This window comes from Roseovarius litoreus, from assembly GCF_900142765.1.
In the GTDB taxonomy this organism is placed as follows: domain Bacteria; phylum Pseudomonadota; class Alphaproteobacteria; order Rhodobacterales; family Rhodobacteraceae; genus Roseovarius; species Roseovarius litoreus.
This window is the reverse complement of the sequence record NZ_FRCB01000001.1, coordinates 291,457-304,855: the sequence shown is the minus strand read 5'-3', so window position 1 is coordinate 304,855 and position 13,399 is coordinate 291,457. Positions and strand designations below refer to the sequence as shown.

The window sequence follows — 13,399 nt, the reverse complement described above, 5'->3', positions numbered from 1 at the left end:
CGCATGTCCAAGCTCACACTGACCAAGACACGGCTGCTCGAAGGCGTCTGGCAAGGCGTCCTGACCTGCGAGGGCGAGGGCAATTACCAGCCCGATATTCAGGTGACCCACCTGCAAGAGGATATCCCCGGCGTCGAGATCGTGGAAAACCCCGAGCAAAAGCTCTGGACCCTCCGCATCCCGATCCCCCCGGAAAAGATCGCCGACGGGGTGCAGACCTTCCTGATCCTCGACCGCAAGACCGGCGAGACACTGGACAGCTTCACGCTGATCGCCGGCGACGCGCTGAGCGACGACATCCGCGCCGAGGTGACGCTCCTGCGCGAGGAACTCGACATGCTCAAACGCGCCTTCCGCCGGCATTGCCTCGAGACGATGTAAGGCTCGGGCCGGGCCGGTGCCGGATCGGGGGGCCTACGCCGCCCCCTTCCATGTCAGCGGCGTGAGATACACCATGCCGTCCCCGACACTCACCATCACCTCGCCGTCCTGGATATTGACCTGAATCTTCATCGCGCGCCTGGCAAGCTTCGCCAAGGCGCCGGTCTCCGCTTCGGAAAACCCGATCACCTGCAGATTGTCGAAGCGCGCGGTGCTGCCCTTGATCTTGTCCCACCAGATCTCGGCGGTCCTGCCGCCATAAGGATAGAGGATCACCCGCCCCGCCTTGCTGCAGGATTGCCGCACCACCTTGTCACTGGGCAGCCCGAGCGTGACCCAGACATCCAGCTCCCCGCTCAGGCTTTTTTGCCAGATATCCGGCTCGTCATCGGTGGACAGCCCGCGTGTCATCTCCAGATGCTCATGGGCATTGAGCGCAAAGGCGACGATGCGCAGCATCATCCGCTCATCGGTTTCCGAAGGGTGCCTGGCGATGGTCAGCTTGTGGGTCTCGTAATAGTGACGATCCATGTCACTGACCGACAGCTCGACTTTATAAATGGTAGCATTCTGCGCCATGCGATGTCCCGACCCTGCAAAGATCGCGATGCCTACAGTGTCTTGGGGGATTGTGAAAGGGGGGAGTGGGGCCTTTGCTGCCGTTGGGGCCGCCCTATTTACACGATTGATACCAGGCTGAACAGGACATTTTCACTGATCGTGGGAAAGTTGAAGTGCGTCGCTCACTGTGTCAGTCAGCTTCTTCAAGGCCTCACAATTCTTGTTTGGTGATTGCAATGCTATAGTGATGAATTTTGATTTGAGACCATCTGGAACCATACGTGCATACAGCCAGCCAGGAGTTCCCGGAGCAAACTTCCGCAATTTATTGGTGAAGGCTTGCGGCCTGCGATAGTAATCATCGTGAATACTATCGAGCCAATCCGTGTCGTCTTTTGTCTTCTCTTCAACGAAATTCAGCGTCTCTTCGTTTACGAACAGCATCTCAAATGGAAACTTGATTTCGGACTCTTTCAAGCCACACTCAATCATGAATTGTTCGAACGGATCAGTCTGGTATGGCAGCACTGCCGCATACAGGTTTCCGTTACCAATATTTACCGGCGAACCAGAAGTATCAGAACCGTTCCCTGCAAAAGCCGCTAGAGAACTTCTTCCCGCTGGATCATTATCAAATAGAAAGAGCGTTCTTGAACTTGGCGAAAGTCCACCTGCCAGAGAGATAGCGCTGATGATTTCTTTCGTATTCTTGGGCGTTCCCGAAAATTGCCTTACCTCGAAAAAGTCATTCACGCCGAACGCGGACAAAAGTCTCGGATAAGACTTAACATCGTGTTTACCTTCTACAAATAGTGTTGGCTTTGACAAGGTTGCGAGCTGTGCTGTTAAATCTTGGATTTCCTTTTGGCTTCTACTAAATGCGTCTTGCTGATCCTTTAGAGATCTAATGACGTAAGGGAGTTGCATCAATCCAGCCGCGCGCATTGTTCTGTCTGCATCTTCCAATTTGTCTATTGCGGATGTCGCGCGATCAGGCGTTATCTCGTTTTCTTCGTCCAAAAATTGTTTTTCAACAAAGAACCTCTTGGTGCTGCACCCCTCCTCGGAAGGTGCCAAATAGAAGGCCGGTGAATGACTGCTTATGAAAATCTGCGTGTCGCTACGAGACGCAAACGAAGCAAACCTTTGCGCTTCGAGAGAGGCGGCGGACAAATCGAGCGAATTTTCTGGCTCTTCGAAACCCCAAAGGAAGTATTTCTTGCTTGCTTCATTCTCGTTTATGAACCGGAGAAGCTCTGGAAGGTGTCGCGCTTTGACTCCATCTCCCTTTTGTTTGAACAAAGAATGCCCATCCTCACCGTGAACAAAATCGAGATTTCGAAATAAAACTGCCATGTTGGTAGGCGCTGACAGTGATGCTTTGGCCGCGAAAATCCTTCGCAACTGCTGTGTTAGAGTCTCGGTTTGCTCACCAATAGCGTCGATGAATTGTTTGGTGGCGTCTAACATAGCGGTGTTTTCTGAAGCTGACGAATACATTCGCTCGATGAGGTCAGCATATACTTCAAGATCTTTGATTGCTGGAATATACGTGAAGTCAATTTGATTAAGAAAGCGAGTGAGTATTGATGTTTTCCCGCCGGAAAGCGCAGGATATGAGGAAACATTTACGTCACCACCATACCGATTCCATTGTTTTTTTACACTTATCTCGCGGCCAAGAGATTTCTGATAATTAGGCGGCACGTTGAATGTGACTTTGATCCATACAAACTGCCGCCCCTTGGCTTCCGTAGCTTTTCGCTTTCGCAGGTCAGACATATCAATATCGAAATCAAAACCTGAACCTGGATCAGTTTGTTCATTGAAGAACAGGTTGAGGCCACGGAGGATGTTTGACTTTCCAGAATCGTTTCGGCCAAAAAACAGGTTAAGGTCGCCTACGGTGTCAAGTGACGTTGAGTATATCGAACGCAAGTAGTGGATTTCTACTTTCTTTATAAGTTGCATGGGTACCCAGTCTCAACCGCGTTGGTGCCAAAGTGTATCAAGCTTTGTGATGAAAGCCAGTGCTCTCAAATTTAGTGATATGTGATCGGTTACATACTGCAACATGAGCTTACCTCGCAGAGCAGGCGTTCGTATCCAGTGCCGCGAAAGTCGTTTTCCCACCCACCTCTGCCATCAGGACCACCCCCCAATCACCCCCCCTTGGGCAGGGAAACGATCGTGGGTTCGGTCTCGGGGGCCAGTTCCTCGAAGTCGAAATTGTCCAGACGGCGGGCGCGGCGGCCGGCCTTGTCGGCCGAGATCTTGATCTCGCTGATATCCTTGGCGGCCTGGCTGAAATGCCGGTCGAGGTTCTCCACCCGCGTCCCCAGCCGTTCCACATCCCCGAAAAGCAGCCCCAATTCGCGCCGGATCGCCCCGGCCTGTTCGCGCATCCGCGCGTCCTTGAGGATCGCACGCATCGTGTTCAGCGTCGCCATGCAGGTGGTCGGCGACACGATCCACACCCGCTTGTCAAAGCCCTCGCGCACCAGTTCGGGGAAATTGGCGTGCAACTCGGCATAGACCGCCTCGGAGGGCAGGAACATCAGCGCCCCATCCGCCGTCTCGCCATCGAGGATGTATTTCTCGGAAATGTCCCGCAGGTGCTTGCGCACCGAGACGCGCAGGAACTTGGCGGCCTCGTTCACCTCCCAGTCGGTCTTGGCCCGGCGCAGCGCCTCATAGGCCTCCAGCGGGAACTTGCTGTCGATGCAGATCGGCCCCGGCGGGTTGGGCAGATGGATCAGGCAATCCGCCCGCCGCCCGTTGCTCAAGGTCGCCTGCAACGTGTAGCTGTCCGAGGGCAGCGCCTTGGTCACGATGTCATGCAGCTGGATTTCCCCGAACGCGCCGCGCGTCTGCTTGTTCGACAGGATATCCTGCAGGCTCAGCACATCGCCCGACAGCTTGGTGATGTTCTCCTGCGCCTTGTCGATCGCCATCAGCCGTTGCTGCAGATCCCCCAGCGATTGCGCCGTGCGCCGGGCCGAGCCTTGCAGGTTCTCGGCCATCTGCCCCGACACGTCCGACAACCGCTTTTCCATCAGCTGCAGCAGATGCGACTGCGCCGCCGCCTGTGCCTCGGACACGTGGTTCAACCCGCCCGCAAGCTGCTGTTGCCCATGGCTCAGCATCTGCACGTTCTGCCCCAGCTGGCCCACCTGCTGCGCCAGCGGTTCGGTCATCCGTGCCGTGCGCGCCGCCATGCGGACGGCCATCATCAGCAGGATCAGCACCAGCACGATCAGCCCCGCCGCCGCCATAGCCGCCAGCACCACGGGATCATCGAAGGCATAGCTTGTCTCGCCGATCTGGATCATGTGCGTCCGAACAGCCTCTCGATATCGGCCAGCTTGAGATCCACATAGGTGGGCCGGCCATGGTTGCACTGTCCCGAATGGGGCGTCGCCTCCATCTCGCGCAGCAGGGCGTTCATCTCCTCGGCCCGCAGCCGCCGCCCGCTGCGCACCGATCCGTGACAGGCGACCCGGCTCAGGATCGCCTCGATCCGCGCCTGCACCGATCCGCTGTCGCCCTGATCGGCCAGCTCATCGAGGATATCCAGCAGCATCGCCCGCGCATCGCAGGCCCCAAGGATCGCCGGTGTTTCTCGCACCGCCACCGCGCCGCCGCCGAACGGCTCGATCACCAGCCCCAGACGCGCCAGATCCTCGGCCAGCTCCAGCAGGCTCGCGGCATCCTCCGCCGACATCTCGACGATCTCGGGGATCAAGAGCGCCTGGCTGGCCACGCCGGTCTCGGCCATCTGCCGCTTGAGCTTTTCATAGACGATCCGCTCATGCGCGGCATGGGCATCGACGATCACGATCCCGTCCGTCGTCTGCGCAAGGATGTAATTTTCATGAAGCTGCGCGCGCGCCGCGCCAAGCGGCAGCGCCTCGGGTGGCACGTCATCGGGCGCGGTCTCGTCGGCCGGATCGTTCACCGGCTCGACCCGCGCGCTGAATGCGCCTGTCATCTCGGCAAAGCCCGGCGCCTGCGCCTGATAGGCCGCGACGCGCGCCTGTGCCGACGGGCGGTCCATCTGATAGACCCGGGCCGGCCCTGCCGGTTGGGGCCGCATCGCGCCAAGCGTAGCGCCCGCCACGGTGCTCGAGGCGCGATGCCCCGCCTCGGCCAGCGCATGACGCAGCCCCGACACGATCAGCCCGCGCGCCAGACCCGGATCGCGGAACCGTACCTCGGATTTCGCGGGATGCACGTTCACATCCACCAGCATCGGATCGCACTCCACAAACAGCGCCGCCGCCGGGTGCCGATCCCGGCTCAGCACATCCATATAGGCCGCGCGCAGCGCGCCGATCATCATCCGGTCGCGCACCGGCCTGCCATTCACGAACAGGTATTGCGCCACCGCCGATCCCCGCGAATAGGTGGGCAGCGCGGCATAGCCCGTCATCCGCAGCCCGTCGCGCGTGGCATCGATCCTCAGAGCGTTATCCGCGAAATCGCTGCCCAGGATCCGCCCCAACCGCCCGTGCAGCGCATCGAACATATCGCCCGTTTCGGCATCGGCGCGAAACACCATCCGTCCCTCGCCGCCGCCCGACACATCGCGCAGGGTAAAGCCCACGAAGGGCTCGGCCATCGCCAGCCGTCGCACGATATCGCCGATTGCCTGGGCCTCGGCCCGGTCCGAGCGCATGAATTTCAGCCGCGCAGGCGTGGCATGAAACAGATCGCGCAGCGTGACGATCGTGCCGCCATTCAACGCTGCGGGCTTCACCTTGCCCATCTGTCCGCCGCTGACGGCGATCTCGGCGGCCTCGTGACCCCTCGCGCGCGAGGTGATCGTCAGACGCCCCACCGCCCCAAGGCTGGGCAGCGCCTCGCCGCGAAACCCGAATGTGTGGATGTTGAGCAGGTCCGAGCCGTCGATCTTCGATGTGGCGTGCCGCGACAGCGCAAGCGCCAGGCTGTCAGGCGCGATGCCGCAGCCATCATCGGTCACCCGGATCAGCGTCTTGCCGCCATCCGCATAGGCCACGTCGATTCGCCGCGCGCCTGCGTCCAGCGCGTTTTCCACCAGTTCCTTGACCGCCGAGGCCGGTCTTTCCACAACCTCGCCCGCCGCGATGCGGTTGATCGCCGCGTCGTCGAGCTGCCGGATCACCGGCTGCGACTGGCTTATATTGGGGCTGACTGTGTTCATGCCCCAATACCTAGCATGGGTGACGCCGATTCTGCCAGATCACTCTTGGGTCTGCCGCGGTGGTCGAAAAAGACCCACGTTGCGGGTTGGAATGCTATTGTATTCAATTATGTGAATGCAAAGCTGTTTGATGACCATTCATTCAACCACATGGAGGACATGCCGATGTTCAGCCGCACCAGCCCCGGCACGGGCGCACACTCTCCCACCGTGACCGGGTTTCACGACCCCGCCACCGGATCGATCCAGTATGTCGTTGCGGATGACAGCACCAAGAAGGCGGCCCTGATCGACGTGGTGCTTGATTTCGACCCGGCCGAGGCCCGCACCCGCCACGACTCGGCGCAGGAGATCGTGGATTTCGTCCGCAGCGAAGGGCTCGAGGTCGAGTGGATTCTGGACACCCACCCGCATGCCGATCACCTCATGGCTTCGGCCTGGCTCAAGGAACAGCTTGGCGCGCCCGCCGCCATCGGCGCGCGTGTGCGCGACATCGCCCGGCTTTGGGAAAAGATCTACAACACGCCCGGTGCCTTCGATCCCGACCGCGATTTCGACCGCCTGTTCGAGGATGGCGACACCTTCAAGCTGGGCAATCTGGATGTGCGCGTGATGCTCTCGCCGGGGCACACGCTTGGCTCGATCACCTATGTGGTGGGCGATGACGCGGCTTTCGTGCATGACACGCTGATGCATGTGGATGTCGGCACCTCTCGTGCGGATTTCCCCGGCGGATCGTCGAACGAGCTTTACGACAGCCTGCAGGCGATCCTGGCGCTGCCCGATCAGACACGGCTCTTCATCGGCCATGATTACCCGCCCGTCAGGGATCGCACAGAGCCTGCGTGGGAAGCGACCGTGGCCAGCCACAAGGCCGACAATCCGCATGTCGGGGGCAAGGCGACGCGGGAAGCCTTCACCCGGCTGCGCGATGATCGCGATGCCACGCTCGGCCTGCCGGACAGGATGCTCTACGCCTTGCAGATCAACCTGCGCGGCGGTCGCCTGCCCGATCCCGAAGGCGACGGGTATCGCTACTTCAAGATCCCCGCAAACCGTTTCTGAGACCCGAAAGGACCAAGAATGAAAACCGAAACCATAGGTTCCGCCGAATTGCAGATCTGGACCGTCGACGAGGTGGCGCAGGCCTGGGCGCGCAACGAGATCGTGCTGATCGACGTGCGTACGCCGCAGGAATACATGTTCGAGCATATCGAAGGCGCGCTGCTTCTGCCCTTGCCGTTCTTCAACGCCGAAAAGCTGCCGGGACAGAGCGACAAGAAGATCGTGTTTCATTGCGGCTCGGGCATACGCTCGGACAAGGTGGCGCGCGCGGCTCTCGACGCCGGGATCGACCGGATCGCCCATATGGAAGGCGGGTTCGCCGCTTGGAAACAAGCGGGGCTGCCCTTCATCGGCACCAACATGGCCACCGGCGCACCGCAGCGCGTCAACGGCTGATCGCTTCGGCGTCAGACAAGAAAAATCCCGGGCGCTGACGCCCGGGATCTCTCTCTCGCAAGTCGCTGATCGGAAGGATATCAGCCTTTCGAGAATTCGGGATAGGCTTCCATCCCCAGTTCGGCCTTGTCCAGACCGTTGATCTCGGCTTCTTCGCTGACGCGAATGCCCATCACGGCCTTGAGGATGAACCACAGGATCAGGCTGCCGACGAAGGTGAACACACCATAGGCGATGATGCCCATCAGCTGTGTGCCCAGGCTGGCCTCGCCGTAGAAGATCACCGCGATCGTGCCCCAGATACCTGCGAACAGGTGCACCGGGATCGCGCCGACAACGTCGTCGATCTTCAGCTTGTCCAGCAGCGGCACCGTGAAGACCACGATCACACCACCGATGGCACCGATCCAAAGCGCACCGAAGAGCGAGGGCGCCAGAGGCTCGGCCGTGATCGACACCAGACCAGCCAGCGCGCCGTTGAGCACCATGGTCAGGTCGGGCTTCTTATAGACAACCTGCGTCAGGATCAGCGCGGTCACCGCACCGGCCGCAGCCGCCATGTTGGTGTTGGCGAAGATGCGCGACACGTCCGACACGTCACCCACGGTGCCCATGGCCAGCTGCGAGCCGCCATTGAACCCGAACCAGCCCAGCCACAGGATGAACGTGCCCAGAGTGGCCAGCGCCAGGTTGGAACCCGGCATCGGGTTGACCTTGCCGTCCTTGCTGTACTTGCCAAGACGCGGTCCCAGCACGATGGCGCCCGCCAGAGCGGCCCAGCCACCCACCGAGTGCACGACGGTCGAGCCGGCGAAGTCCGAGAACCCGGCTTCCGACAGCCAGCCGCCGCCCCACTGCCACGAGCCCGAGATCGGGTACATGACACCGGTCAGCAGGATCACGAAGATCAGGAAGGGCCACAGCTTGATCCGCTCGGCCAGCGCGCCCGACACGATCGAGGCCGTGGCGGCGACGAACACCAGCTGGAAGAAGAAATCCGACCCGATCGAGGCATAGTCCAGCGCCGCATCGGCCGCCGCGACACCCACCGGATCCAGAACCGTGGTCGAGAAGAACGGCCCGACCCAGCCTGCAACCATCCAGCCATCGCCCGGATACATCAGGTTGAAGCCGATGAGCCAGTACATGATCGCTGCAAAGGAATAGAGCGCGATGTTCTTCGTCATCTGCATGGTGACGTTCTTCGACCGCACCAGCCCGCCTTCGAGCATCGCAAAGCCCGCGGCCATGAAGAAGACCAGAAAGCCCGCCATGCAGAACAGCAGGGTCGTCATGATATAAGGGCCAATCTCGTCGAAGCTGGGTGCCGCGTCCTGCGCAAGCGCCAGCGTCGGCAGCGCGGTCAGGGCCGCAGCCGCAAGGCCGGTCTTCGTGTATCGTTTCATGTCCATTATCCTTTCCCCCACGCGTCTCAAAGCGCGTCTTCGTTGGTTTCGCCGGTGCGCACGCGCACGGCCTGCTGGATGTCGAGAACGAAAATCTTGCCGTCGCCGATCTTGCCGGTGCGGGCCGTATTCGTGATCGTCTCGATCACCTGATCCGCCATCGACGCCGAGACCGCGATTTCAAGTTTGACCTTGGGCACGAAATTCACGGCGTATTCGGCGCCGCGATAGATTTCCGTGTGACCCGACTGCGAGCCGAAGCCCTTGATTTCCGTCACCATCATCCCGCGTACGCCGATCTCGGTCAGCGCCTCGCGGACCTCCTCCAGCTTGAACGGTTTGATTGTCGCAATGATGAGTTTCACTGGTGTCCCTTTCGGTTACGTTCACCCTGTGCGGTTTGCACTTGCAGCAAATGCCGTGAATCTCGAATCCGGAAGGCGACTCGGCGGAAAGATCGTTACTTCTCAGGACTAAATGATTAAATAATGTGCAATAAAATTAAAATGCACATAAAATAATCAAATATGGAAGGCGGCCCCCCTGTTCGGCAGGGGTCTACTTTTGTTTTTCGACGGTATAATATCCCCAAAACAGACAAGTCCCGGGCAGGACCCACATGAGTAATTCAGGTCGCAAGAAACCCCGTCTCGTGGCGGACAAGCGCTATGGCGCGCCCAAGGCGTCCTCCGGCGCCAAACCGCGTAAACCCTCGCCCAAGCGCGCGGCGCGGCCCCGCAAATCGCGGTCGCGCAATCCGATCGTGCGCTTTGTCTCGGGCGTCTTTTCCTGGGTGTTCCGGCTGGTCTGGGGCATCGGCTGGCGGCTCGGAGCCGTTGTTTTTCTGCTTCTCGGCCTCGCCGTGGGCTATACCTACACCACCTTGCCCGAGGTCGATGAATTCCTCGACGGGCGTGCGCGCGGCTCGGTCACGCTTCTGGACCGCGAAGGCGATGTCTTTGCGTGGCGGGGCGATCAGTTCGGTGGCGTGGTCACCGCCGACACCGTCAGCCCGCATCTCAAGAATGCCGTCATCGCCACCGAGGACAAGCGCTTCTACATGCATCCCGGCGTCGATCCCATCGGCATCGCCAGCGCCATCCGAATCAACCTGAGCGAAGGGCGCGGCCCGCTTCAGGGCCATGGCGGCTCGACCATCACGCAACAGGCCGCGAAACTGCTCTGCTTCGGGGTCAAATACGACCGCACCCAATGGGAAAGCGAAGCCGCCTATATCCGCGACTGCCGCCGCACCTCGCTTGCGCGCAAGCTCAAGGAAGCGGTCTATGCGATGGCCATGGAGGCCAAGTATACCAAGGACGAGATCCTCTCGATCTATCTCAACCGGGCCTATCTGGGCGGCGGGGCTTACGGCGCCGAGGCCGCGTCCCAGAGGTTTTTCGGCAAGGGCGCCGCGCAATTGTCGATTTCCGAAGGCGCGATGCTGGCGGGTCTTCTGACCGCGCCGTCTACCCTTGCGCCGACCGCCAATCTGGAACGCTCGCAGAACCGCGCCTCGGTCGTGGTCCGGCTGATGCGCGATCAGGGGTATATCTCGGCCTCTGACGCGGCCACGGCCCTGGCCCAACCCGCCGAACTCAGCGAAGCCGCCGAACGGCAGGCGGGCGGCTATTTCGCCGATTGGGTAATGTCGTCAGGGCCGGAATTCTTCACCCGCGACACCACCGAAGACGTGATTATCCGCACCACGCTCGATCAACGCATGCAGACCGCCGCCGAAGAGGCGCTCAGCTACATCTTCGAAAACAAGGTGCGCGAAGGCTCCAAGGCGCAGGCGGCGATCGTGGTGATGTCGGCGGATGGCGCTGTGCGGGCGATGGTGGGCGGGCGCAAGACCCGCGTCACCGGCGCCTTCAACCGCGCCACGCAAGCCAAGCGCCAGACCGGCTCGGCCTTCAAGCCCTTCATCTATGCCACGGCGCTCGAATTGGGCTACTCGCACGATTCGACGGTGGTGGATGAGCCCTTCTGCCTCGATGTTCCCGGCTCCGGCCGCTGGTGCCCGGAAAACTACACCCGAAACTATTACGGCCGCGTCACGCTGACCGACGCGCTCAAGAACTCGCTCAACATTCCGGCTGTGAAGATCTCGGAAAGCGTGGGCCGTGATCTGGTGCGCAAGGTGGCCAGCGATTTCGGGATCGAAAGCGATCTGGACGCAGGTCCGGCACTCGCGCTCGGCACGTCGGAAAGCACGCTGATCGAAATGACCGGCGCCTATGCCGGCATCCTGAACGGCGGCTCGTCGGTCACGCCCTATGGTCTGGTCGAATTGCGCCTTCTGGGCGATGAGGAGTCGCTGATGGGAACCACGGGCGGCATCCGCGAGCGCGTCATTCAGGAAGACGCCGCGCGCGAGCTGATCTGGATGATGCATCAGGTGGTCCAAAGCGGCACGGGCGGGCGCGCAAAACTGCCCGACCGTGAAGTGGCGGGCAAGACGGGCACGACACAGGCTGCGCGCGATGCATGGTTCCTTGGCTTCACCGCCGATTATGTCGCCGGGGTCTGGATGGGCTATGACGACAACACGCCGCTGACCGGTGTCACCGGAAGCGGGCTTCCGGCTGAAATCTGGCACGAGACGATGCTGCGGGTGCACGAGGGGGTCGAACCGCGCCCACTGCCCATGCTGCGCCCCGCTCCCAAACCGGCCCCCTCCCAGCCGGTCCGCCGAGAGCCTCAAAGCGGCAACGCGATCGAAAATCTGCTGCGCGGTCTGTTCGGCGCGCAATGACGGCGGTGTCCTTACAGCCCGGATAATCCGGCGCTGAGGGACTTGTGGACACAAATTCGGGTTTCGGAGCGGTTCTTCGTCCTAAACGCGCGTAGGTTTCGTACGGTTCGTACGGACCTATCCGGCGCTGCGCAGGTCTTGAATCAGCCCGTCGATATCGCCTCGGCGGCGGTCCAGCATCGCGCCGATCTCGGTCCGTTCGCTCAGACGCAGGCTGACCCCTTCGATCACCATATCGAAGAAAAGATCCTGTCCAGACCGGTCCGACACGAGGAAACGCACCTCGAAGGGCGACTCTCCGCGCAGGTAGACCGTCGAGGCGACCTCGTGCCAGGACTTGACCTGACGCACGCCCTTGACCTCGATCCGGCCCCCGACGAACTCATTGAAACGCTTGCCATATTTCCGCGCAATGTAGCCACGGAAGGCGTCCACGAAGGCCCGCATCTGCCCCGAGCTCAACCGCCGCGAATCCGGCCCGAGCGTCGATTGAGCGATGATGTTCACATCCGCATAGCGCGAGAAAATGCGCTCGAAGTCGCTGATCATCGCGCCCACAGGCTTGCCCGAGCTGATCACGCGGTTGATCTCGTCCACAACCTGGTTCACCAGCGCCTTGGCTTTGGCATCGGTCAACGCAAGCGCTGCGCCGGGTGCGGTCACAAGCCCCGTAAGCGCAAGCCCTGTCACGATAAAACCGCGTCTCGATAGATCATTCATCATAAGGGTCCCCGTAACTTCCGGTCGGCAGGTCGTACGGATCCTCCGCCGTTCCGTATGGTGCATCATAGGGGTCCAGATAAGAACCCTCCCGGCCCTGGCCTAGCTCGAACCGTCGATTCTGAAGATAAAGTGATCGGGCCTGTGCGTAGCTGTCGGCACTCTCGTAAAGAATGGAATCGATCGTATCCGAGAACCGCCCCCGGTCACTCAGCCGCGACGATACCGAAGCCACTGTTCCGTAATAGTTTTCCGGCGAATCCAGCGCATAGGTCAGGGGATTGGTGAAAACATCCACGACCTTGCCCCATGCCGCCCGTTCGGTCGACGGGCCAAGCAGCGGCAATTCCACATAGCCCCCCTCGCGCACGCCCCATACATAAAGCGTCTCACCGAAATCGGCGTCCGTCGCTTCGGGCATGCCAATTTCGGTTGCCGGATCGAAGAACCCGCCAAGCCCCATGGTCGAGTTCACCACGAAGCGATAGGTGTCCTCCGTCGCGCCCCGGCCATTGCCCTGCAAGATATTGTTAACAATGGATCCCGGCAGCGAAAGGTTGAAGGCGAAACGCCCGATCAGCGTTTCGATATCGTCCGGAAGAAAGTTGGAATACCCCCGCCCCGCCGGACGGATCACCGCGCGGTCGAGCGATCTGTTGAATTCATGGATCTTGCGATTCGTCTTTTCATAAGGATCGAACGGCTCTTCGGGGGAATGTCCGGGGCCGGGTGCCGCGCAAGCAGCCATAAGCAGCAAAGCTCCCAATGCGGGAGCCAGTCGGAAAGGACGGGATATAAGGGTCAGGGCAGCAGACAAGGATAAGACCAATTCAAATGCAACGTAGGGCGTACATAACGCATCCAAGCATGATGCCCATAAAGCCGTAAAGCGAGTCATTTTTGTTGTTGCAATCAAGTGACAACGCC

Annotated in this window: 12 protein-coding genes; 4 read left to right on the top strand and 8 right to left on the bottom strand. The window is 60.5% G+C overall.

Features of this window, described 5'->3' with window-relative positions:
• Positions 1 to 3 precede the first annotated feature (3 nt).
• A complete protein-coding gene (locus tag F3H35_RS01460; RefSeq protein ID WP_149777888.1) occupies positions 4 to 381 on the top strand; it encodes a hypothetical protein in 378 nt (125 codons plus the stop codon).
• Positions 382 to 414: 33 nt separating this feature from the next.
• On the opposite strand, the gene F3H35_RS01455 is transcribed toward F3H35_RS01460, so the two are convergent.
• From F3H35_RS01455 to mutL, 4 genes are all read right to left on the bottom strand, one after another.
• Entirely contained in the window at positions 415 to 960 is a 546-nt protein-coding gene (locus F3H35_RS01455; protein ID WP_149777887.1) for a YaeQ family protein, read from the bottom strand.
• A 132-nt stretch (positions 961 to 1,092) separates the two neighbouring features.
• The gene (locus F3H35_RS01450) at positions 1,093 to 2,913 is read right to left on the bottom strand and encodes an ATP-dependent nuclease (protein ID WP_149777886.1); all 1,821 of its coding nucleotides are present in this window, start codon (positions 2,911 to 2,913) and stop codon (positions 1,093 to 1,095) included.
• A gap of 191 nt (positions 2,914 to 3,104) precedes the next feature.
• Positions 3,105 to 4,274, bottom strand: coding sequence for a DNA recombination protein RmuC (locus F3H35_RS01445; protein WP_149777885.1), 1,170 nt, complete (start codon positions 4,272 to 4,274; stop codon positions 3,105 to 3,107).
• Positions 4,271 to 6,127, bottom strand: coding sequence for a DNA mismatch repair endonuclease MutL (mutL, locus tag F3H35_RS01440; RefSeq protein WP_149777884.1), 1,857 nt, complete (start codon positions 6,125 to 6,127; stop codon positions 4,271 to 4,273). The genes F3H35_RS01445 and mutL overlap by 4 nt, the downstream gene beginning before the upstream one ends.
• Positions 6,128 to 6,286: 159 nt before the next feature.
• Between mutL and F3H35_RS01435 the strand changes: the two genes are divergently transcribed.
• Together F3H35_RS01435 and F3H35_RS01430 are read left to right on the top strand one after the other, a co-directional pair.
• Entirely contained in the window at positions 6,287 to 7,192 is a 906-nt protein-coding gene (locus F3H35_RS01435; RefSeq protein WP_394852304.1) for an MBL fold metallo-hydrolase, read from the top strand.
• An 18-nt stretch (positions 7,193 to 7,210) separates the two neighbouring features.
• Entirely contained in the window at positions 7,211 to 7,588 is a 378-nt protein-coding gene (locus F3H35_RS01430; RefSeq protein WP_149777882.1) for a rhodanese-like domain-containing protein, read from the top strand.
• Between the two features lie 80 nt (positions 7,589 to 7,668).
• On the opposite strand, the gene F3H35_RS01425 is transcribed toward F3H35_RS01430, so the two are convergent.
• Complete coding sequence (locus F3H35_RS01425; RefSeq protein ID WP_149777881.1) at positions 7,669 to 9,000, bottom strand: ammonium transporter; 1,332 nt, start codon at positions 8,998 to 9,000, stop codon at positions 7,669 to 7,671.
• A gap of 20 nt (positions 9,001 to 9,020) precedes the next feature.
• Positions 9,021 to 9,359, bottom strand: coding sequence for a P-II family nitrogen regulator (locus tag F3H35_RS01420; protein ID WP_007816490.1), 339 nt, complete (start codon positions 9,357 to 9,359; stop codon positions 9,021 to 9,023).
• Between the two features lie 254 nt (positions 9,360 to 9,613).
• Between F3H35_RS01420 and F3H35_RS01415 the strand changes: the two genes are divergently transcribed.
• The gene (locus tag F3H35_RS01415) at positions 9,614 to 11,752 is read left to right on the top strand and encodes a transglycosylase domain-containing protein (RefSeq protein WP_149777880.1); all 2,139 of its coding nucleotides are present in this window, start codon (positions 9,614 to 9,616) and stop codon (positions 11,750 to 11,752) included.
• 117 nt (positions 11,753 to 11,869) lie between these two features.
• On the opposite strand, the gene F3H35_RS01410 is transcribed toward F3H35_RS01415, so the two are convergent.
• Both F3H35_RS01410 and F3H35_RS01405 read right to left on the bottom strand, forming a co-directional pair.
• Positions 11,870 to 12,475: an MlaC/ttg2D family ABC transporter substrate-binding protein gene (locus F3H35_RS01410; RefSeq protein ID WP_149777879.1), complete on the bottom strand. Its 606-nt coding sequence runs from the start codon at positions 12,473 to 12,475 to the stop codon at positions 11,870 to 11,872.
• Entirely contained in the window at positions 12,465 to 13,220 is a 756-nt protein-coding gene (locus F3H35_RS01405; protein ID WP_149777878.1) for an MlaA family lipoprotein, read from the bottom strand. The genes F3H35_RS01410 and F3H35_RS01405 overlap by 11 nt, the downstream gene beginning before the upstream one ends.
• Positions 13,221 to 13,399: the final 179 nt, after the last annotated feature.